The organism is Pantoea sp. RCC30.1 (assembly GCF_058148845.1).
Genome location: NZ_JBXUHX010000024.1, coordinates 44,904 through 65,970, shown reverse-complemented (window position 1 = coordinate 65,970; position 21,067 = coordinate 44,904). Strand labels below are relative to the sequence as shown.

At 47.7% G+C, this 21,067-nt stretch carries 17 protein-coding genes and 4 pseudogenes; 20 read left to right on the top strand and 1 reads right to left on the bottom strand.

The window, feature by feature from the left end:
- The 7 genes from tssI to AC2LB6_RS18525 form a co-directional block, all read left to right on the top strand.
- Window positions 1-1,623, top strand: a 1,623-nt coding sequence (tssI, locus tag AC2LB6_RS18555) for a type VI secretion system tip protein TssI/VgrG (RefSeq protein ID WP_490094615.1), incomplete at its 5' end; no start/stop codon positions are given.
- On the top strand, window positions 1,620-1,982 hold the full coding sequence (locus AC2LB6_RS18550; protein ID WP_490094614.1) for a hypothetical protein: 363 nt from the start codon (window positions 1,620-1,622) through the stop codon (window positions 1,980-1,982). The genes tssI and AC2LB6_RS18550, both read left to right, overlap by 4 nt.
- 516 nt (window positions 1,983-2,498) lie before the next feature.
- On the top strand, window positions 2,499-3,215 hold the full coding sequence (locus AC2LB6_RS18545) for a hypothetical protein (RefSeq protein WP_490094613.1): 717 nt from the start codon (window positions 2,499-2,501) through the stop codon (window positions 3,213-3,215).
- A 198-nt stretch (window positions 3,216-3,413) separates the two neighbouring features.
- Window positions 3,414-4,259 (top strand): hypothetical protein, encoded by an 846-nt coding sequence (locus AC2LB6_RS18540; RefSeq protein WP_490094612.1) that lies wholly within the window; start codon window positions 3,414-3,416, stop codon window positions 4,257-4,259.
- A 17-nt stretch (window positions 4,260-4,276) separates the two neighbouring features.
- Complete coding sequence (locus AC2LB6_RS18535) at window positions 4,277-4,717, top strand: DcrB-related protein (protein ID WP_490094611.1); 441 nt, start codon at window positions 4,277-4,279, stop codon at window positions 4,715-4,717.
- Window positions 4,718-4,720: 3 nt separating this feature from the next.
- On the top strand, window positions 4,721-9,199 hold the full coding sequence (locus AC2LB6_RS18530; RefSeq protein WP_490094610.1) for an RHS repeat-associated core domain-containing protein: 4,479 nt from the start codon (window positions 4,721-4,723) through the stop codon (window positions 9,197-9,199).
- The gene (locus AC2LB6_RS18525; protein WP_490094609.1) at window positions 9,199-9,444 is read left to right on the top strand and encodes a hypothetical protein; all 246 of its coding nucleotides are present in this window, start codon (window positions 9,199-9,201) and stop codon (window positions 9,442-9,444) included. Before AC2LB6_RS18530 ends, AC2LB6_RS18525 begins: the two co-directional genes overlap by 1 nt.
- Window positions 9,445-9,516: 72 nt before the next feature.
- Here AC2LB6_RS18525 and AC2LB6_RS18520 read toward each other — a convergent pair.
- Window positions 9,517-10,538 (bottom strand): annotated as a pseudogene (locus AC2LB6_RS18520) (IS630 family transposase).
- 74 nt (window positions 10,539-10,612) lie between these two features.
- Between AC2LB6_RS18520 and AC2LB6_RS18515 the strand changes: the two are divergent.
- From AC2LB6_RS18515 to AC2LB6_RS18455, 13 genes and pseudogenes are all read left to right on the top strand, one after another.
- Entirely contained in the window at window positions 10,613-10,900 is a 288-nt protein-coding gene (locus AC2LB6_RS18515; RefSeq protein WP_490094608.1) for a hypothetical protein, read from the top strand.
- Between the two features lie 14 nt (window positions 10,901-10,914).
- The gene (locus tag AC2LB6_RS18510; protein WP_490094607.1) at window positions 10,915-11,184 is read left to right on the top strand and encodes a hypothetical protein; all 270 of its coding nucleotides are present in this window, start codon (window positions 10,915-10,917) and stop codon (window positions 11,182-11,184) included.
- Window positions 11,185-11,837: 653 nt separating this feature from the next.
- Window positions 11,838-13,769 (top strand): annotated as a pseudogene (locus AC2LB6_RS18505) (RHS repeat-associated core domain-containing protein); the annotation flags it as partial.
- Window positions 13,770-14,181: 412 nt separating this feature from the next.
- A pseudogene (locus AC2LB6_RS18500) lies at window positions 14,182-15,444 on the top strand (RHS repeat domain-containing protein); the annotation flags it as partial.
- Window positions 15,434-15,682, top strand: a complete 249-nt coding sequence (locus AC2LB6_RS18495) for a hypothetical protein (protein WP_490094606.1) — start codon at window positions 15,434-15,436, stop codon at window positions 15,680-15,682. The pseudogene AC2LB6_RS18500 and the gene AC2LB6_RS18495, both read left to right, overlap by 11 nt.
- A 310-nt stretch (window positions 15,683-15,992) precedes the next feature.
- Complete coding sequence (locus tag AC2LB6_RS18490; RefSeq protein WP_490094605.1) at window positions 15,993-16,394, top strand: hypothetical protein; 402 nt, start codon at window positions 15,993-15,995, stop codon at window positions 16,392-16,394.
- Window positions 16,394-16,975 (top strand): hypothetical protein, encoded by a 582-nt coding sequence (locus AC2LB6_RS18485; protein ID WP_490094604.1) that lies wholly within the window; start codon window positions 16,394-16,396, stop codon window positions 16,973-16,975. Before AC2LB6_RS18490 ends, AC2LB6_RS18485 begins: the two co-directional genes overlap by 1 nt.
- 162 nt (window positions 16,976-17,137) lie before the next feature.
- Window positions 17,138-17,538, top strand: a pseudogene (locus AC2LB6_RS18480) (hypothetical protein); the annotation flags it as partial.
- A 207-nt stretch (window positions 17,539-17,745) separates the two neighbouring features.
- Window positions 17,746-18,117 (top strand): hypothetical protein, encoded by a 372-nt coding sequence (locus AC2LB6_RS18475; RefSeq protein WP_490094603.1) that lies wholly within the window; start codon window positions 17,746-17,748, stop codon window positions 18,115-18,117.
- Between the two features lie 803 nt (window positions 18,118-18,920).
- Window positions 18,921-19,127, top strand: a complete 207-nt coding sequence (locus tag AC2LB6_RS18470) for a hypothetical protein (RefSeq protein WP_490094602.1) — start codon at window positions 18,921-18,923, stop codon at window positions 19,125-19,127.
- Between the two features lie 139 nt (window positions 19,128-19,266).
- The gene (locus tag AC2LB6_RS18465; protein WP_490094601.1) at window positions 19,267-19,479 is read left to right on the top strand and encodes a hypothetical protein; all 213 of its coding nucleotides are present in this window, start codon (window positions 19,267-19,269) and stop codon (window positions 19,477-19,479) included.
- Window positions 19,480-19,701: 222 nt separating this feature from the next.
- Window positions 19,702-20,178, top strand: a complete 477-nt coding sequence (locus tag AC2LB6_RS18460) for a hypothetical protein (protein ID WP_490094600.1) — start codon at window positions 19,702-19,704, stop codon at window positions 20,176-20,178.
- 156 nt (window positions 20,179-20,334) lie between these two features.
- Window positions 20,335-20,877: a hypothetical protein gene (locus AC2LB6_RS18455; protein ID WP_490094599.1), complete on the top strand. Its 543-nt coding sequence runs from the start codon at window positions 20,335-20,337 to the stop codon at window positions 20,875-20,877.
- Window positions 20,878-21,067: the final 190 nt, after the last annotated feature.

Here is a 21,067-nt window from a genome sequence, read left to right as displayed (position 1 = left end):
AGCGGGTCGGGCACGGCGACCGGCATCGCGCCGGGCTTCACCTTCTCCATCATCAACGCGCCGCACTTCAGCGACAATGGCGAGTATCTGGTGACCTCGGCGACCTATGACTTCGCTGAAAATTCCTACGCCAGCGGCGATACCGGCGACAGCCGTCACAACATCCACTTCACGGTGCTGCCGTCGTCGGTAACGTACCGCACGCCGCCGGAAACGCCGTGGCCGAAAACGCACGGCCCGCAGACGGCGAAGGTAGTGGGGCCGAAAGGTGAGTCGATCTGGACCGACCGCTACGGGCGGGTGAAGGTGAAGTTTCACTGGGACCGGCTGGCGAAGGGCGACGACACCAGCTCCTGCTGGGTGCGCGTCTCCAGCGCCTGGGCCGGTCAGGGATTTGGCGGGGTGCAGATCCCGCGTGTTAACGACGAAGTGGTGGTGGACTTCATCAACGGCGATCCGGATCGTCCGCTGATCATCGGCCGGGTTTACAACGAGGCGAGCATGCCGCCGTGGGCGCTGCCGGCGGCAGCGACGCAGATGGGGTTTTTAAGCCGGTCGAAGGATGGCACGGCGGATACCGCGAACGCGCTGAGGTTTGAGGACAAGGCGGGTGAGGAGCACCTGTGGATCCAGGCGCAGAAGAACATGGATACGCATGTTAAAAATGATTCCAGCCATTCAGTCGCCAAAAATCATAGTCATTATGCGGGCGGCAATGAGCTCTATCGTGTCGAAACCAATCGCGTCCACGGTGTAAAAGGGGGCGAAGAGAGGCTGACCGGTAAGGGCAAACTCGATGCGGTGGTCGATACCTATGTAGTGGGTTCGGGGACTAAACTCCGCCTTGAATGCGGCGAGAGTGCAATCGAACTTAATGCGAATGGCCAGATTAATATTGTGGGTAAGGGCTTCAATATTTTCGTGCAGGGCGATGGTCACATCACCACCTCTGGCGGTAAACTGAACCTGAACACGGATGGCGCGAAGCCGGGCACAAGCGCACCCGGCTCCAGTCATAAACAGAATATCAGTCAGGCCGTAGAGAATCTGTTCCCGCCGAAGCAGAAAGGACAGGCGGCTCCGGCTGCGCCAAAAGCTGCTGCGGCACCGGCGAAAGGAGCGGCTGCACCGTTAGCCAATAACCAGGTTCGAAAAGTACGTCCTTTACCTCCCGAAAAACAAGCATTCTTCGATAAAGTGTATGCTGCTGCTCAGGAAGATGAAAAGAAAACCGGCGTTCCGGCTAAAATCACCACGGCTCAGGCAATTCTAGAATCTAACTGGGGCAAAAAAATGCCCACTGATATCAAAACTGACAAGGTGAGTAACAACATTTTTGGGGTCAAGGCCCATGGCTCACCGAATTATGTGGAAGACTGGACACATGAGAATATCAACGGAAAACGTGTTGCAGTACTGGATAAATTTGCCAGTTATGATTCAATTGACGAGAGCATTGAGCAGCACTCCCAGTTTTTGATGAAAAATCAGAGGTATAGTAGTTTATTCAACTCATCTGACCCGGTAGAATGGGCTAAAGGTTTACAGGCTAAAGGGTATGCAACCGATCCTAACTATGCCAACAGTTTGATTTCCGTGATGAAAGGGAGAGGATTACTATGATTAAACTTTTATGTGCATTAGTGTTTTCATTACCACTAATGGCCTCCGCCAATGATTTCTGCAAGAATTTAAGTAGTGAGGCTAACATTAAAGGCGTGAGTTTCGACAATACAGATAATGTATACAAAGTCGGCGGCGAGGGTAGGGTGTATTTTTATTCTGCCCCAAATGAAAAATGTTTAGAAAAAGAAGTTTTTGTTGTCCCCGGCAATCAATTATATGCTTACGTTGAATACGGAAAATATTATAGTGTGATGTATGTGACTAATGATGGAAACCAGGTTGATGGGTGGGTTAAAAAAGACAGGTTAGTAGAAACACACACTGGTATAGCACCAGATTATGATGCGAAAAAATAATTACTTTATTTTGAAGAAGTGATGGTTAGCGTCATTGCCGGGTACATGAAGTTTGTGGTGACATTGCATTATTATTTTGTAGTGTCACCCTTGATTTTTCTAATGATTAAATCAATAGATATTGACATAAAAATGTCATATTTTAATAACTATAATTTAGTCTTGTTATTTTATCCATTTATTCTCATGGTGTAGTGGCGGACTTTCTGGTGTTAAACTAAAAACATCTTATTGTATTTTGAAAATAAATATCACTTTTCACTAAGTGATATATGGAGCGATTAAGCTCAGAAGCAAGCGGGCGCGCACATAATCTAAACTGCGAACCTGTTCTGGCAAAAATAAGCAGCGTGATATTGATAGCTATTTATTGGAATGATATCCATCGACACCCATGCTATCTCTATAAAGTTTGATGACAACCCAATCAACCAGGCGCTGTAGTTCTAAACCAACCCAATCTTAACGGCTGGATTAATAGGGTAAATGATTATCTGGATTTCAAAGGTTAATCAAATGAATAAAATTGGATTTAGCTTAGCGGCTTTATTGTCAATATCTTCATTATCCTTGTTTGCTTCTGATAATTTTACTGGTCAGTGGAGTGGGCAAGAGAAAAATGATAATGGATCATTATATTCCACTCTAACATTAAAGTTAAAACAGAATAATAATAACATAACGGGTAGTTATTGTTATGTGACAAGGGGCGGAAACAAAATAGATTGCCCTGATGATAATGACAGCAATCTCAAAGGTACTGCAAACGGTAAAAATGCTTTGATTGAATTTGATTCTTCATTTGGCGGAGTGAAGGGTAAAGCAAATTTAGAAGTTAAAGATAATAAAGTTTTATGGAAGTTAATCAAAGATCCTGAGAATGGCGAGTTTTATGCGCCAAAAGCTTATGCGCTCCATAAAGAAGTAAATCAGGTGGATCTAAAATCGGATATGAAAGTTTTTTCAACATCTGACTTCACCATTACTTTAGTTAATGGTTGCGGAGGTTTTTATACTGTATGTGATAAAGTTAAATACTTTGGTTTCAGAAATAAAGATGGGAAACAAATCACTCTTGAAGGTAAAACCACGCAGCCTGTTAATTCAAATAAAGCCGACGGAATGAGTTTTACTAATAGCAGTGTAGGTTATATTGTGCGCTTTAATCCTCTTGTGTTAAGGGTAACACAGGGAAATAAAACACTTGTAAAGGAAAGTGGTAAGTGGGAGTGATGATTTTTCCAAAACGACAGTTTTCCTGCGCCTCGAATCATAAGCATAAAGTTAATTGATGTTGTTGTGTTTTTTCTCGTCCCCCCAGGTACAATTCAATTGTGAATTTTTAATTTATATTGAGTGAGTTTAATTGCGCTGCATTATTGAATAAATACAAATTCTCTCTTTTTTTACTACTAACCCAGATAAAAAACAATGATTAGTAATCGTTTTTTCTCTAGTCTTATATTTGTGTCTGTCATCCTGTTTTTATCCTGCATTGCAAGGGCCGAGTCTGGTACTGAATCGTCCGTTTCTGCTCTTAACGAGGGCGATTTTTCCGTTCTGCTAAACGACTATACTTTCACTCCCGGAGACACCTGGAGCAATGAAAGCTTCGTACGGGCTGGTAAGGCTCTGAGTTCAGTTCTGGCCGGAGAAGTGGCTATCAATAACCAGCAGTACAACTACTTCCAGCATAGCTATGACGGCTTTGAGTTGTTCAGCGCGGCGGCGGCTGGAGATGCCAGCCACACGGTTCTGGCTGAGATCCTTCTGGAAAATGCCAGCGTGCCGACGGCCCGGAATATCGTGGTAGGTGATAGCCCGGAACAGGTTCAACAAGCCTATGGACCCGGAAAAGAAGATAACAGTGATAATCAGCACTGGCTTGTCTATCAGTCGGGCGGGAAACAGTTAATGTTCCAGATTGACCAGGGGAAGGTCAGCTCCATCATGTTGAAAACAGACCTGGGTGCAGAGCAAAACGAAATCAGCGCTGACCAGGCTATCAGCGCCGCAACCGAAGCAATTCATACCTGGCACCTGACCAGCCTCGATGATAAATGCCTGCGGTACGACCTCGACGACGGCAGTGATAAAGGTTTCTTTGTCATCACGGTTCGTGAAGATCATCACGACAGCAGTTGTGGTGGCGATCCTGATATTACGCATCGACTTTTTGATATTAAAGTTGCGCGTGATAATACACAGCTACTCACTAATGCCGATAACGTTGATGGCGAATTCCATAGCCTGATTCCACCCGCCACAAACAATTAATAAAACGGACCTCCAATATGAATTACCAATTCAATGAGGGCGCTTTTGCGCTTTTTCCTGCTGCCTGGCAGGACACCACCATGAATATTCTCCGCGACGAAGCCAGTGGGCTGGCCTGGGTCGTGAGCCGTGGTGTTATTTCTGAGGGCAGTGATGCCGAAAAGGAATTCCAGCGTCAGTGGGACACGTTGCGGAGTCAGATGGGTCACATTCAGCAGAGTGAATTTGTTCGCGTGATGGCTGGTGTGGATAACACCTTACAGGCAATTGAAGTTGAAACCCTGTTTGATCGTAACGGGCAAGCCGTGTGGCAGAAACAGCTGGCTACGCAGGTGCCTGACTCGAACATCTTTATGATTTTTACGCTCTCCGCGATGCGCCCGTTCAATGAAGAAGACGGACAGCGCTGGAGTGCGTTTAAACAAAGCCTGAGTCTGAACACGCCACGGAAAGCATAACCTATGGATAACCCTGCGGCCCGCGTGGGCGACGAGATCATTCACTCCAGCATTTTTGCTGATATCACGAGCATTGTGGCGGAAGGTGCGGCTTATGCCGTCATTGGTGCCGCAGTGGGTGCTGCTATCGTCTCGGCAGCGCCCCTGCTGGGTACAGGGGCGGCAGCGGCGAGTGTAGCAGCCGTGGGTAACAGTTGCCTGCTTAGCGGTATTCTGGGCGGTGTACTGGCCAATGCCGTGGGTCTGTCACAGGAGATCAGCAAAGCGGCGGATGGGCTGGGAAACATGATATTTCCCCCTTCTCCAGCCGGTGTGATCTCCAGCGGATCAGACAACGTTTACGTAAATGGTCTTTTAGCCGTGCGCGCGGCCGGGATGCTCACGCCCGGTGAGACACCGCCACCGGAACCGCAATCACCGAAGAGCTTTGCCGACTACGGCGGCATGCTGCTCTCTGCGGTGGGCCAGTTTGGCAGTGCAATGTGGCAACCCACGGTCGCCTCCGCCGACGCGGGCACCTCTCCGCTGGAGCAGGACAAAGTGGCCTGTGAAAAACACAGTGCACCGCAATATCTGGCGCAGGGATCGAAAAGCGTCTTTATCAATGGTCAGCCTGCGGTACGCGCAAAAGATAAAACCACCTGTGACGCCACCGTAAGTGACGATGTTTCCCCCAATGTCATTATTGGTGGTGAAACCGTCACGGTCAGAGAGATTAAAAGCGGCAAGGTGCCTGGTCTGGCTGTGATGATGATCGGCCTTTCCCTCCTTCGTGGTCGCCCCAGTCAGATCATCAAAAACATGCCCTGCGCGCTGGCCGGTGCCGTGGGCGGTATGGCGGCGGACATGGCCATCAACGCGGCCTTCTCGTCACTGTTCCCGGTTCATGCAGCGACCGGCGTCAAAGTCCTTAATGATGAAGCCGAGCGCGATTTTTCGCTTCCCGGACGTTTCCCGCTCAGTTTTCAGCGTAGCTATAACAGCCTGACTCAGCGCGCTGGCCTGTTCGGTCAGGGCTGGGCCACGGTGTTTGACAGTTACCTCACGCTGGAAGGGAATCGGGCAACCTGGTTTGATGACAACGGGCGCGAGCTGAGCTTTGACGTTCCCGGTGAAAAAGAGGTGCTCTACAGCATCAGCGAAGGGTTGATGGTGCGGCGCAACGAGTCTGGCGATATCGCCATTGCCGATGACGACGGTGCGGTATGGCGTCTTTACCGGCGCACGGCCGCTGATCCGCAGGTGCTGCGCCTGGCGTCACTCAGCGACGAATACGGTAATGCGCTGGAGATGGGCTGGGATGAACAGGCTCGTCTGGTGCGTATCCATGACGCGCCGCTGGCGATTGACGTTACGCTGCACTACGACGATAAACAGCATGCGCGGCGCCCGACATCAGCCAGCCATTTTGATGGCGATCAGCACTGGCCTCTGACGCGCTGGACCTACAATGAACGGGGCCAGCTTGCCAGCGTCACCGATGCCGCAGGTGTGGTTACCCGCCGTTTCCGTTACAACGACGATGGATTGATGGTCTGGCATCAACTGCCGGGCGGGCTGGAGAGTGAATATCGCTGGCAGAAGCTGGATCACTGGCGTGTTGTCGAAAACCGGACCAACAGCGGTGATGGCTGCCACATGCATTACGATCTTGAGGCGGGCATCACGCGCGTGTCGACCTATGACGGTCAGCAGCGCGAACACCACTGGAATGCCGCGGGCCTTATCACCTGCTTCATTGATGAGCGGGGCGAGAGGTGGCGTTATGAGTGGGATGAAAACGAACTCCTGACGCGTCGGATCGATCCGCTGGGCAACGCAGTGAGCTTCACCTATGACGATCTGGGCAACCGTGTTGAAGAGAAAGATGCTGACGGCGGTGTGCAGGCGGTGCAGTGGCTGTCCCACCGTTCGCTGCCTACGGTGGTTGCCGGAGCAGACGGTTCCACAACGAAATACTATTACGATCCCCATCATGGCCTTGAGCGCGTCGTTGATGCGCTCGGACAAAGCACGCTCTATAAGCGGGATGAATTCGGACTGGTTGTCGAGGAGATCGACGCAGCAGGTAACAGCTACCGTCGGGAGTTTAACGACGCCGGTCAGGTTATCCGTGAAACCGACTGTTCAGGGCTGACCACGCGCTACCGTTATCATCCCCTGGGCTGGCTCAGCTCTGTCATCGCGCCGGATGGTGAAGAAACCCGTTATCACTATGACGCAGCAGGCCGTCCTCTTCAGCTGGAACGTGCAGAAGGATGGGAAGAGCGGTTGCACTGGAGTGAGAACGGACTGCCGCTGGCCTATGAATCGGCTGGTGGCAAACGCAGTGAGTTCCGTTACGACACTGTCGGGCGACTCATCGCCAGCCGCAATGCACAGGGCGAGACGGTTCAGCGACGCTGGGACAGCCGTGGCCGGTTGACGGCACTGCAAAACGAGAACGGTGAGCAGTACCAGTTCGAGTGGGGCGCAGATTCTCTGTTGCTGGCTCAGGTCGGGCTGGATGGCGTTGCTACGCGATATGACTATGACGCGTCGGGCCGCACGGTATCACGTATCTTCGCCGCCGGACATCCTCAGTCAATCATCCATCGCTACCACTGGAGCCGGGCGGGACAACTGCTGGCGCGGACCACGCCGGAAGGCCAGACGCGCTATCACTACAGTGGTGGCGGCCAGCTGGGTAAAGTGTCGCAGCATCTGCCGCTGTCTGACACCGAGTGGAGCCAGCAGGCCGAGCAGGAGATCACCTTCAGGTATGATGCGCTGGGCCGCATCGTTGCTGAGCAGGGGGAGCAGGGCGAACTGGCGTGGGAGTATGACGCGCTGGGCAACTGTACTGCCTTAACCCTGCCGGATGGTCGCAACCTCAAGCAGCTTTACTACGGCAGCGGCCATTTACTGAGCATCGCATTAGATAACCTGCCTGTCACCGAGTTTACCCGTGACACGCTGCACCGGGAACTGAGCCGGACGCAGGGTGGCCTGACCATGCGCAGTGAGTATGATCGCTTAGGCAGACTGCGCCGCCGTGACGTGTTTAAGGGTGACTCACAGCGTCCTGCGCCGCGCGTCTGGTCCCGTCGCCGCGACTTCGATTACGGCAACAACCTGATCCGCGAAGAGCGCGACGATAATCCGTTCAGCCAGACGTTATGGAACTACGATAACGCTGGCCGGCTGTTGTCACAGGACGGTGCGCAGCCGGGTAATGAGCAGTGGCGCTGGGATGGCGCAGGCAACCCGCTGGATCGCCATAGTGCCGCGCATGTCATGCATAACCGCGTCACCGAACTGAACGGTATCCGCTGGCAGTACGATATTCATGGCCGTACCACTGAGAAAGATGACGGCCATACCCGCTGGCGTTATCGCTATGATGGTGAGCATCGCCTGACGGACGTCATCAGTGAGCCACGTGACCGCAATAAGCCACGCACTAAGGTGAGTTTCCGTTACGATCCGCTTGGGCGTCGCATCAGTAAAACCAGCCAGCCGCTGTTACAGGGCAGGCCGTCGGGCAACGCCGTCACGACGCGCTTTGTATGGGAAGGCTACCGCCTGCTGCAGGAAATCCACGACGGCACTCCGCTGACCTACGTTTACAGCGACAGCCAGAGTTATGAACCGCTGGCGCGTATTGATGGTGTTGAAAGCCCGGAGATTTACTGGTTCCATAATGCAGCCAACGGAATGCCGGAACTGCTGACTGACTGTGAAGGGCAAAAAGCCTGGGAAGGGATCAACAGCCCGTGGGGCAAACTGCTGCGCGAGTCCAGCCAGCGGATGCCGGTCGTTCAGCAGAACCTGCGTATGCAGGGCCAGTACCTGGACCGTGAGACCGGTCTGCACTACAATCTGTTTCGTTATTATGACCCTGACAGCGGACGATTTACCCAGCAGGACCCGATAGGGCTGGCGGGCGGAATCAACCTCTACCAGTATGCGCCGAATGCGCTGGGGTGGATTGATCCGTGGGGGTTGAGTAGGTGTAGTAGTGGAAATAAGGATAAACCTGATTTCTATGTTGGGCCAGCAGGGCCAAGTGCGACAATGCCTTCAACAGGTTATAGGTACATGAGGTATCTTGATGATGATGGAAGTATTAACGCTTGGGCTACACCAACTATCAATAATAAGGTAGCACCAGTGACTTACTTTGGTTTTAAAAAGTTCGATTCAGGTTCGGAAGCGAGAGACGCTTTCCAAATAAAAGGTCTTGATAAAACTAACAAGTTAGATCCCAGAGATAAGTCCTGGAGTGATGCTCGTTTGCGCGGAGATTTTGATACCTTACAATTATATGAAAATGGAGTGCCACAAGTAAGACATCCTAGAATGTATGGCGATAAAATAGGCGCACCATTGGAGCCATTCACCGCCGCCTACCCAAAATTTGGTAAGGGTGGAGTAGAACAAATGTATGCAGAAAATAGAATGGTGCATTTCGACGAAGTAAACATATTGCCGGAGGAGTGATGGATTATTTTTCGTATAATGAAGTTTTAGATTATCTTGAAGTTTTCTTTAAAAAGGAAATTAAAGATCCTGACAGCTTAAAAGAAATGCTGCTAATGTTACAATTGTGCCGGAAACATAAAACAGTCACAATCAGAGCCATAGATCAATTCTTTATGAATTACAGGAAAAAGTTTCAGGATTACACTGTACCTACTACTGAAGAAGAGGAGGTTTGGAAAAATTTACTTAATGCATGGCAATGATGATTTATCTTTTTCTATCCGGCAATAGTTTGTTAAACGGCCAAACCACCTAAATAGCTGTTCCTAATAGCGCTACACTTTAGCCGCCCCATGTTTTCCACCGGGGAATGGGCTGACGGTATCCATAAAGTGATGAACCTTTTTCAACAGTTGCCACATCGAGAGGCACTGGTGATTTCGGGTTATTGTCTCATGAAGCGCCAGCCACAACCGTTCGACATGATTGACCCACGGCGAGTAAAACGGCTGATAAATCAGCCTGAACTTTGGGTTGGCTTTCAGCCAGCGCAACGTTTCACGGCTTTTGTGGATAATGTAGTTATCGACAATAAGCGTAATCGTTTTTGCATGTCTGTACGCCGCTTTCAGATGTTTTAACAGACTGATAAATAAAGATAAACCTTTGCAGGCTCCACCAACATAGCTGCCTTTGCCTGTACCACTGTGCAGCGCACCGGCAAGATAGTACTTTTCATTCTGGCCCGGCGTGACGACACGCGTCTACTGCCCGCGTAACTGCCAGTCAGCACCGATCTTGGGATTGAGGTGGATATCGACTTCATCTTCGTAAAACACCGGATTTTCAGGGCTCCAACTGGTCAGCGCCACACTACTTGCTGTCATTTTTCTTCTTTATGAGGGTCCCGAATGCGCAATGTCGGCGCGGCTCTTCGCCATACAAGTCCGGCAGCAGGCAACCATCGCCGTATGGTTGATGCATGTAACGGACAACCGGTTACCTCGCGGATTTTTATCGCCAGCAGTTCGGTACTCCAGCGGGAACGTTGATAACCAAAATCGCCGGGAGAGTGTTTTATCAGCTCACGTAACAATGTGCAGATATGCTCAAAGGGCCAGCGCCTTCCGCGGCCTGCAGGCAGGGACGTCAGGCCTTCAGCACCGAATAATGTAAACCAGTTAATCCAGCGACCAACGGATGAGCGGGCACAATAGAGCGTTCTGGCAACATGGTCGCCCCGATGCAGCATCAGCATGGCTGTGAGTCGCCTGGCATGGTTTTTGTCCTTTGTTTTATGGATCGCTTTTTGCATCTGGCGTCGTTCAGTTCTGGAAATGGGTGCTATGATCGGCATTGCTCAGTCCGGCTGGTGATTTGGGATATTCAGCGATTGATCAGATCGCATAAACCGGACTGAGTTCCCTTCAGGTGATCTACTATTCCGAACAGTTATTTAGAATAAATGGCTCATTTGTTAGTACATCTCCGGCGCTCAATAAAATTCAGGCGAAAATAGACTCTGCACTTTTACCGGAATGGAAAAATACCAGAAAATTCGAGGCAACTTTAAAAATCCCGAAAGGAACGATTCTTCAGATTGGGAAAGTTGAGAAGCAGATTATGAAATCTGGTGCAGTTCTTGAGGGTGGGGCGGACCAGATACTACTTCCGCACGGATATCCTGTCAGTTGGATAACTGATGTGAGATTTTTATAATTGAGAGATTGACTATGAACAAGCAAGAGTTATTGGTTGAAATAGATAAAGCATCTTCTTATATAGAGGGGGTTATGAACGACGAAAATAAAGGAGGGTTAATAGTATTTATTGATGAGTTAAAATCACTTAAAGTTAAAATTATAAATAATAATCTTATGAATAACCCCTTAAGAGGCTTTCCGCGGCGCCATGCTGAGATGTATAACGATTATCTTCATACAATAACTGATGTGATGAGTAAGGCTGAAAAGTCAGTCGATGTATATTTAGATAAAAATTAACTCTTGCGTTGATATTAATGCTTTGGGTTTAATAAAAAAGGGTGGCGAACCCTGTGGGTGCGTTTATCCCTTTTTAGATTACTATATATGTAGTGTCGAAAATGACATTCAAATCTCATGCTAATAGATTTATTTATTTTTCATGAGTTGAATATGATAGTTACCACTGCATTCGAATGAGATTTTAAGTTGTCATTATCAGATGAGCCATAGATAGAGCTAATCTGACATTAATTATTCGCCACGCTCTAATTATATAAATTAGGTATTATGTTGTAAGCGCTATATATCAGTTGATCCGCTGTAAATTAAACAATGGAGATCTAAATCATGCTCGCGCTATAATCACATTCTGCAATATAAGCAGCAGGCTTGGGTTATCATGACGATGATTCGAATTTATGTGGGTTCGGGTTGTAAAATATCTTTTTATTGTCAAATTAAGGGGGTTTTTCTTAGAGCATCATTACCTTAGTCCACATTGAAATGTCAAGCTCGGAATAAAAAAATCCACACCGAAAAGTGTTTTTTAATTTAAAAGAAAAAAATCAAATAAGACGTCAAACCACTTCCCTTGAAATATATCTCTTATTTTATAAATTTATTTTGTGGTTTTCAATTTGCACTTATTGTTGTATTCCTTTTTGATTTGAGAGAAGTATCAGTTCGAGTGGGGCGCGGATTCTCTGTTGCTGGCTCAGGTCGGGCTGGATGGTGTTGCGACCCGATATGACTATGACGCGACGGGCCGCACGGTATCGCGCACCTTTGCCGCCGGACATCCTCAGTCCATTACCCATCGCTACCACTGGAGCCGTGCGGGACAACTGCTGGCGCGGACCACGCCGGAAGGCCAGACGCGTTATCACTACAGCGGCGGGGGCCAGCTGGGTAAAGTGTCGCAGCATCTGCCGCTGTCTGACACCGAGTGGAGCCAGCAGGCCGAGCAGGAAATTACCTTTGAGTACGATGCGCTGGGCCGCATCGTTGCTGAGCAGGGGGAGCAGGGCGAACTGGCGTGGGAGTATGACGCGCTGGGCAACTGCACGGCCTTAACCCTGCCGGATGGTCGCAACCTGAAGCAGCTTCATTACGGTAGCGGCCATTTACTGAGCATCGCGTTAGACAACCTGCCGGTTACCGAGTTTACCCGTGACACGCTGCACCGGGAACTGAGCCGGACGCAGGGCGGCCTGACCATGCGCAGTGAGTATGATCGCTTAGGCAGACTGCGCCGCCGTGACGTGTTTAAGGGAGACGCGCAGCGTCCTGCGCCGCGCGTCTGGTCCCGTCGACGCGACTTCGATTACGGCAACAACCTGATCCGGGAAGAGCGCGACGATAATCCGTTCAGCCAGACATTATGGAACTACGATAACGCCGGCCGGCTGTTGTCACAGGATAGTGCGCAGCCGGGTAATGAACAGTGGCGCTGGGATGGCGCAGGCAACCCACTGGATCGCCATACTACCGCGCATGTCATGCATAACCGCGTCACCGAACTGAACGGTATCCGCTGGCAGTACGATATCCATGGCCGTACCACGGAGAAAGATGACGGCCACATCCGCTGGCGTTATCGCTACGATGGCGAGCACCGCCTGACGGATGTGATCAGCGAGCCGCGTGACCGCAATAAGCCGCGCACTAAGGTGAGTTTTCGCTACGATCCCCTTGGGCGTCGCATCAGTAAAACCAGCCAGCCGCTGTTACAGGGAAGACCGTCGGGGAACGCCGTCACGACGCGCTTTGTGTGGGAAGGCTACCGCCTGTTGCAGGAAATCCACGACGGGATCCCGCTGACCTACGTTTACAGCGACAGCCAGAGCTATGAGCCGCTGGCGCGTATTGATGGTGTTGAAAGCCCAGAGATTTACTGGTTCCATAATGCAGCCAACGGGATGCCGGAACTGCTGACTGACGCTGAAGGGCAAAAAGCCTGGGAAGGGATCAACAGCCCGTGGGGCAAACTGCTGCGCGAGTCAAACCAGCGCGTTCCGGGCTACCATCAGAATCTCCGTATGCAGGGCCAGTATCTGGACCGGGAAACCGGACTGCACTACAATCTGTTTCGTTATTATGATCCGGACAGCGGACGATTTACCCAGCAGGACCCGATAGGGCTGGCGGGGGGGATCAACCTTTACCAGTATGCGCCGAATGCGCTGGGGTGGGTGGATCCTTTAGGATTAAGTAAATGTAGCTCTGAATTAAAACCGGGCCCACAACTCCCTAAAGGAATCGCTGAAACCTTCGACAATGGACTATATAAAAATAGGCAGCTAACTAGAGACGAAACTTTCTACAAATATCATGGCTTAGATAATAGAACAGGAAGAAAGATATCTTGGCTAACGAATGAGAAATATGACTCAGAGCAAATCTTACGGGAGAAATTGGCGATACGCCATGACTGGGGTGTAAATATTACTAACGTATCAGAGTTTAAAGTTCCAAAAGGAACATGGTTAAGTGAAGGTCCAGCAGCTGCACAGGGGGCTGGATATCCTGGGTTGGGATACCAAGCAGTGGTATCTAATCTTCCCAAAACATGGGTTATTAAAACTATGAGGGTACCTTGGTGAATGGCTTAAGTAATTTAATAAAATCACTTGAAAGAATAATATCGGAGCTAAGTGGTAACGGTAAGAGAGAATCAGCACTTTTTTTTACGGTTCGCTATAATGAAATAATAAAGTATGGTGATAAGGTACCAAGTGAAATAATTGATACTCTGTCAACTTGCAGGGCTATGTCTCAATACGCCAATTTCTCTCTACTAGAGGAAACACTATTGGATAATGTCGTGAATGATGCAATAGTGGTAAAAAATACAATGCCATAAGAATATACGGAAGCTAACAAAAAGATTCTTCCGCCTTTGTTATCTGCAGGTTAGATCCTAGAGATAATTTCTGGAGTGATGCAAGTTTGTGCGGAGATTTCGATACATTGCAATTATATGAAATAGAATTCCGTAAGTAAGACACCATAGATTGGTGCTGGGATAGAACTGGCAACCCGCTGGATCGTTACAGTGCCGCTCATGTCATGCATTACCACGTCACCGAACGAAACGGTATCCGCTGGCAGTATGATATCCATGGCCGTACCACTGAGAAGGATGATGGTCAGACCCGCTGGCGCTACCGTTACGATGGTGAGCATCGCCTGACGGACGTCATCAGCGAGCCGCGTGACCGTAACAAGCCGCGTACTAAAGTGAGTTTCCGCTACGATCCGCTTGGGCGCCGCATCAGTAAAACCAGCCAGCCGCTGTTACAGGGAAGACCGTCTGGCAACGCCGTCACGACGCGCTTTGTGTGGGAAGGCTACCGCCTGCTGCAGGAAATCCACGACGGCACTCCGCTGACCTATGTTTACAGCGACAGCCAGAGCTATGAACCGCTGGCCCGTATTGATGGTGTTGAAAGCCCGGAGATTTACTGGTTCCATAATGCGGCCAACGGGATGCCTGAGCTGCTGACCGACGCTGAAGGGCAAAAAGCCTGGGAAGGCATCAACAGCCCATGGGGCAAACTGCTGCGCGAGTCCAGCCAGCGCGTTCCGGGCTACCATCAGAATCTCCGTATGCAGGGCCAGTACCTGGACCGGGAAACCGGACTGCACTACAATCTGTTTCGTTATTATGACCCGGACAGCGGACGATTTACCCAGCAGGACCCGATAGGGCTGGCGGGGGGGATCAACCTTTACCAGTATGCGCCGAATGCGCTGGGGTGGGTTGATCCGTGGGGGTTGAGTAGGTGCAGCAGTGGAAATAAGGATAAACCGGATTTCTATGTTGGGCCAGCAGGGCCAAGTGCGACAATGCCTTCAACAGGTTATAGGTACATGAGGTATTTAAATGATGATGGGACACCAGACAGATTTTTAGAATCAACCCTTCAAACTAAGTCTGCGCCAATTACCTATTTTGGTTTCAAAAAATTCGAAAGTGGAAGTGCTACTCGTGATGCTTTCCAAATTAAAGGTCTTGATCCCAATAATCCTTTAGATGTTTCATGGAGTGATGGCAGATTAAGAGGTACGTTTGACACCTTACAACTTTATGAAAATGGTGTACCTCAGGCAAAAGTTCCTAGAATGTTTGGTAATAAAGAGGGGGCTCCTCTTGAACCATTTACCGAAGCTTACCCAGAATATGGAAAGGGTGGGGTTCAACAACTGATTGCTGACAGAAAAACAGTAATATTTGATGAGATTAAAATTCTTCCAGAGGGCAAAAATGAACCTTGATTCTTATAATGAAGTTTTAGACTACCTTAATGAATATTTTACATTAAGAGTTAAAGATGAAAATTATTTACGTGAACTGAGAGAGTTGATAGAGGGGTCTAGAAGACAAAAAACTGTAACTATCAGACCCATGCATATTCTTTTTTTGGAATATGTAAAGAAATATAATGACTATAACGTTGCCACCATTGAAGAAGAAAAAGAACTGTGGAGAGATCTTTTAGATTGCTGGCAGTAATTAGATTTTAGAATTAAGAAAAAAACCGAAGAGGAATTACGCTGGGGGCGTGGAGTTTTGGGTGTTAATAATAAACATCCTGATATTTTAAATTGCTAATCACTGTTTCCTATAAACGGTCTTTTCGGTCTTTATCATATCCTATAACTTAAATTCATAATGTTTGTTCAAGCAAGTAAAACTCTGAGAAATGAAATCTGCAAGATGCCTGCTGTGTATTAATGGTATATACCGGATTTATGATCTCGTCGAAAACGGTGGTGTAAACGTCGCGTGGCTGGACTCTCAGGATTGGTAAGTTGCCACTTCAATGTCTCTTGACCTTATTTCACTTGCCAGTGTGGGTGGTGCATTAAAAGAAACCCTGGCAACATGGCGAGCGAAGAAATCGGTCTCTTCTTTAAAAGCCACGGAGTGGCTCAGGAACTATCCAAGGCAGGACCGGCCGCGCCTTAATGAATTAATCATCAAGGCACAAAACCCGGGTATAAATAATAAAGAGCTTAAAGCCACCATCCGTGCAGGACTCTATCCGAAACGTTTCCCTGTAGAGCCGGTGCAAAAAGAACTTGTTAAGCAACTCGCACAGGTCGTCACGAGCGCAGCGGCTGTGGCTGGCAGTGCTGTCAGTGGTATCATTGCTGCTCCAGGTAACGTGCCGCGTACCGGACGCTACATTGTGGGAACAATCCAGTCACTGGCGGTAATTTAATGCAATTTTTATCATGGCTTGTCGGGCGTAACATTGCTGAACTTCTGCAACAGAATCGCGAAATAGATCAGGTCATCGCACTGCAGGATGATTCCATACCTGACCGTTCCACGACAGAGCTTGAGCGTTATTTTAAACAGCCTTCCGAGTCGCTTCCCCGGCAAAACGGCTTCCCGGTTGCAATCGTGCTGACGCTGTTGCTGGTTTCATTTGCATTTAATTTGCTGACGTTTCTGCACGCGTTACCTCCTCTCACTCCACAGATACATGCGTTGAGTTTTTTTGTTCCCTCAATCGTCCTTATTGCCGCGATACTCACGGCCAGTTACCTGCTTGCGCGTGGCCATACAGCCGGTGTGGCGGGGCTGGCTTATGTCTGTGCGATGTTGCTTATATCAACTGTTTTACTCCTGAGCTACAGCGTTGTTACGGGTAGCCACTCGGGCCTGTGGTTGCTTCTGGCACTCGCTGCTTTGGCGGGTGCTCGCTGGATATTTAATGGGCAGGCTTTCATCCTGTTTGCCATTTACTGCCGGACACAACGCCTCGCAAACATCGCCCGGCAGCGTCGCATGAAATAACCCGTACGGGTTTGTAGTGCTGTTATCGCGGAATATCCGTTCCGCGACTCTACTCTTACCATCCAGTTTTCTTTCAAACCTGAAACTAAAAGCCAGATGCAAGTTACCCCCCTTGTGAGAATTGATGATGAGGATAGCTCTGCGATATTCAGGTTTCCCTGGCGTGATTTCGATTACGGTAACAACCTCAACTTTGAAGAGCGCGACGATATCCTTTCAGCAGACATCATGGAACTACGATAATGCCTGCTGTTTGTTGCCTTATGATGGCGCACAGCCGGGTTGTGAGCAGTTGCGATGAGACAATGCAGGCAACACGCTGGATTGGCCCATACTGGTTCCGACATCATGCATAAACTCACTGAACAATATTCGCTGGCAAAATGATATCCATGGTCATACCAACCGGGAAGGATCACGGTCAGACTCACTGGCACTACCGTTACGATGTTGAGCACCGTTTGACGGACTTCCTCAGCGAACCGCAGGACAGTAATAAGACATGCACGAAGGTGAACTTCCGCTACGATCCACTGGTGTGTCGCATCAGTAAAACCAGCCAGTAATTGTTACAGAGCAAGCCGTCTGGCAACGCGGTCACTTTTTTATCATAGGTTCTAACCTCCATTGCCCGGTTATGACCAGGGCCAGATCATGAATCAGCAGTTTTAATAATGTTGACAGAAAATGGTTATTAAGGATGGTTTTTTTGATGGCAAAGCTTTCCCGTTTGCCGCAATTAATTGGTCAGCTAAGAGAGATATGTTTAAATGTATGGTATCAATGATTTAATTTTACTGGCTGATCAAGCTATGCTTAAGTGGAAATTTAAGGATGAAGCATTTTCAGTGGTTTTATCCGAAGTCGATCAGGTGTTGGTTGATGAAAACAGAGGTTTAATATTTGTTCTTGATCAGAAGAGAAATTTGCCTGAAAGACTCATTATAATAAATGCGCAAGGCAAAATCTTATCATCTTTTTCACCGCCCGATGGCGGAGTATTCTACTACATGACGTTGGATTCAAAAAAAGAAGTCTTAATAGTCTGCGTTTTCACTGGAAAAATTGATGGCTGGAGTGACTGGTATTTCTCTTTCCATCAGCAAACTTATCAACTGGTGCGGCTATCACGGGCTTACTGATGCCAAAGAAGTAAATGCTAATCATGCTGATCCCAGAGAATTATGCCTGCCCTCAGCACCGGTAACGCGAGTGTTATACTAATGATTAAAAAGGCCTGTGAATCTGGTCGGGTGAGGGTGTGGATGTATCAGAATTATAGCCTGGAAGGTGGACAGTGTATTGTAAAGAAATGGCTCAAGAGTTATTAATCGAATTTCTGAATTTAAAAAACATTCTGATCAATGATGGTGAGTGTAACTGGATTAGAGGTGTTTTATCAATAATAAAAAAACTCAGGATTTCTATCGACTCTCAGGGAGTTGAATCAGCTACTTATTGTAAGGAAGCCTGCGATATGTGGAGGTTAATGTATAGCGGTAATGGCTCTTTCTCTGATTACCATCTCTGGCATGATGATTACAATGAGAGGGTTAAACGTAATATTCCACTAGATTCAATAAAGTATAATATCGCTAGGATACTCGATCCCGAGGAACATTAGTAAAGCATTTGTCTGGATATTATCGGTTCTATACTTTCTTATCCATCACTCCATAATGCGATGGAAAACGTTTCCACTCTATTGCGATTTCTAAAGTGCCATTCAGGCATGCAACATTAGCGCCGTACATTTATAGGAAAGCTTCTGGAGGTAAGATGGAAACCTTACACCCTGATCTATTCGTTATGCGAACGACATTGTAGAAGATAAGTCAGGGTTGTGAAGGGCTTTTAAATAAGGCGTTTTGCTCAGGCCAGGTGAGACGGAAGCAAATTTCTGAAGTGGTCACCAGACCCGTTTCATCACTAATCGGTGTTGAATATGCAATATCAAATTTTTTGCAATTATGGGATAACCCTTGTAAACAGGGATGGGATTCTTATTGCTTTGTTTGACTCGGGCAAGCTTGTTCCTGAATATCTTGTAGCTGAAATCAGCATGGATGAAGCGATAAAAATAAAAAAAAGCCAACAGGATGCCTATGAATTTATAATGTCATTAGGTGACAGGGTTAAAAAAGCTCCCTAGAAAACCTGAAGCGTTTACATATTTTTATCGTAAATTTTATTCCAACATATGAGAAGGTTTTGCTTAAGATGCTTCATTTATTTCATTTTAACAGTAGAATCAGGTCAGTTTAATAATATCACGTGTCGCTAAGGTAGTGATGATGGAAAAAATGATATTTAGTGGTTATGGCATGTTCATCACTGAAGAGAATGGTAAGTATTACATCAATTTTGATGAAGGTGGCATTGTAAATAAGGATGTCAGATATGAAATAAATGAACAGGAGGCTGTGGAAGCTCGCTGTAGTGGACAGGATGCCTATGAAATAATGTTAATTTCTCAGTCCAGAGCAAGTAAATCTAATCTGTGATGCATTATTTTGCGTCAACTTATTTGAATACGTCAGGGTAAATTAAGACCAGCTGATTCGGCACTCGATTTATCGCATTAGAAGAGAGTAAAGAGCGGGTTTCAGGCGCATACATGATGATATGGTTTATAAAAATGCGTTTGTCGGACTATCCACATTTTGCAGATCTCTTAACCCACTATTAAGGCGTCCCTATTCCGCTCAATGCATAACAGAGGTTAAATGAAAATCTCCAGAACAGCTGTGAAGCGTCTTCAGAATATTCCGTGGTTTACTAGTACAGGTAAAGGCGGTTATTTGAACAACATAAAAAATATAACTGCTGAATCAGATTTTATCAGCCTTATAACGAGCGACGACTGGGAAAATGTAACGCTTCAGGCGGGTAATGCGATAACCGGGTATCTGGCCATAAAGCAAAGCTTGAAATATCAGTACTGGAATGATCTTGTCAGAGAAGCAAAAGAGATTATTGATATTGAAATCATACCCTTCATGAAGAATCCCACTTCATTAGATGATGATATCCTGGTCAATAATGTGAAGTGGGATTTAGTAAGTTTCCTTGCTGAAGATGCTTATAAATCATATTTACCTAACGAGCCATTTTTTGGTCGGCTGACGATGATTTATGAAAATGGATACATACCCTGTGGATGGGAAGGGCAATGGCCATCCGGGAGACTTGTTATCTACTGATGCAGGCTCATCTATGATGTTGCTGTGTTAGCACCAACACCAGCCTTTAAGGACGATGATCCTCCGCCAGCCCGGTTAACCCCATTAAGATGGTAAGAACGTGAAGAGGTTATCAATCCCTTATCCCTGCCGGAGAGTGTGATACCGGGAGCTATTATGATGATCAATACACGGATTAGTATGAAAAAAACGACACATCAAAGAAAAAGTGTTCTGTTAATACTGAGTTTCTTTCTGTTTAGCGGGTTCGCAGAAGAGAAGATGCAAAATAAAGATATGTGGAGCTTTATCCCTCAGTTGAGTGCTTCACTTAAAAGTCTCTCTGTGAAAGATCTCACTCAGTTTCCGCTGGCACTGACATTAGAAACCCAAAATGATCACATCAACATTTATCAGGCTAATTCGATAAAACTGGAAGATAATGCAAAAATTACTGATATTGAGTTGCGTGTCAGTAGATCATCAGACGGCATGGCTCCTTTTCTGAGCTTTTCTCCCGCTGGTAAATGCACAACCCTTGATGATGTCAGAAAACACTATCCTGCGGTTAAGTTGAGTGACTATCCTCGTGGCCAATCTGAAAATGAAGTAACCAGCTACTCATTTCCCCCGGATGTGAATGGTCAGGTAATCACATTTTCTTTTGCCGTCAGAAGTCCGGATTGCCTGACTAAAGTGATCATCACGGCTAAAGAGTGAATAAGGTGATGTTGCACATATCTCCAATTAAGCAGGACGGTAACGGCAGCACAATGCCGCTTAGCACTCTTTGTCCCTGGAGTGTACAGACCTACAACGGTTACAACGGGCAATGCCTTCGTCTCTTCCAGAGCGTTACCTCAAAGGCAGCGAGGTCTGTTTCTAAAGCCTGAGCTTAGTGCGACATTGC

What these genes read in the sequence shown, in the direction of transcription:
- AC2LB6_RS18550 (WP_490094614.1), top strand. Translation starts at nt 1,620, where the DNA reads ATGATTAAACTTTTATGTGCATTAGTGTTTTCATTACCACTAATGGCC.
- AC2LB6_RS18545 (WP_490094613.1), top strand. Translation starts at nt 2,499, where the DNA reads ATGAATAAAATTGGATTTAGCTTAGCGGCTTTATTGTCAATATCTTCA.
- AC2LB6_RS18540 (WP_490094612.1), top strand. Translation starts at nt 3,414, where the DNA reads ATGATTAGTAATCGTTTTTTCTCTAGTCTTATATTTGTGTCTGTCATC.
- AC2LB6_RS18535 (WP_490094611.1), top strand. Translation starts at nt 4,277, where the DNA reads ATGAATTACCAATTCAATGAGGGCGCTTTTGCGCTTTTTCCTGCTGCC.
- AC2LB6_RS18530 (WP_490094610.1), top strand. Translation starts at nt 4,721, where the DNA reads ATGGATAACCCTGCGGCCCGCGTGGGCGACGAGATCATTCACTCCAGC.
- AC2LB6_RS18525 (WP_490094609.1), top strand. Translation starts at nt 9,199, where the DNA reads ATGGATTATTTTTCGTATAATGAAGTTTTAGATTATCTTGAAGTTTTC.
- AC2LB6_RS18510 (WP_490094607.1), top strand. Translation starts at nt 10,915, where the DNA reads ATGAACAAGCAAGAGTTATTGGTTGAAATAGATAAAGCATCTTCTTAT.
- AC2LB6_RS18495 (WP_490094606.1), top strand. Translation starts at nt 15,434, where the DNA reads ATGAACCTTGATTCTTATAATGAAGTTTTAGACTACCTTAATGAATAT.
- AC2LB6_RS18490 (WP_490094605.1), top strand. Translation starts at nt 15,993, where the DNA reads ATGTCTCTTGACCTTATTTCACTTGCCAGTGTGGGTGGTGCATTAAAA.
- AC2LB6_RS18485 (WP_490094604.1), top strand. Translation starts at nt 16,394, where the DNA reads ATGCAATTTTTATCATGGCTTGTCGGGCGTAACATTGCTGAACTTCTG.
- AC2LB6_RS18475 (WP_490094603.1), top strand. Translation starts at nt 17,746, where the DNA reads ATGTATGGTATCAATGATTTAATTTTACTGGCTGATCAAGCTATGCTT.
- AC2LB6_RS18470 (WP_490094602.1), top strand. Translation starts at nt 18,921, where the DNA reads ATGCAATATCAAATTTTTTGCAATTATGGGATAACCCTTGTAAACAGG.
- AC2LB6_RS18465 (WP_490094601.1), top strand. Translation starts at nt 19,267, where the DNA reads ATGATGGAAAAAATGATATTTAGTGGTTATGGCATGTTCATCACTGAA.
- AC2LB6_RS18460 (WP_490094600.1), top strand. Translation starts at nt 19,702, where the DNA reads ATGAAAATCTCCAGAACAGCTGTGAAGCGTCTTCAGAATATTCCGTGG.
- AC2LB6_RS18455 (WP_490094599.1), top strand. Translation starts at nt 20,335, where the DNA reads ATGATGATCAATACACGGATTAGTATGAAAAAAACGACACATCAAAGA.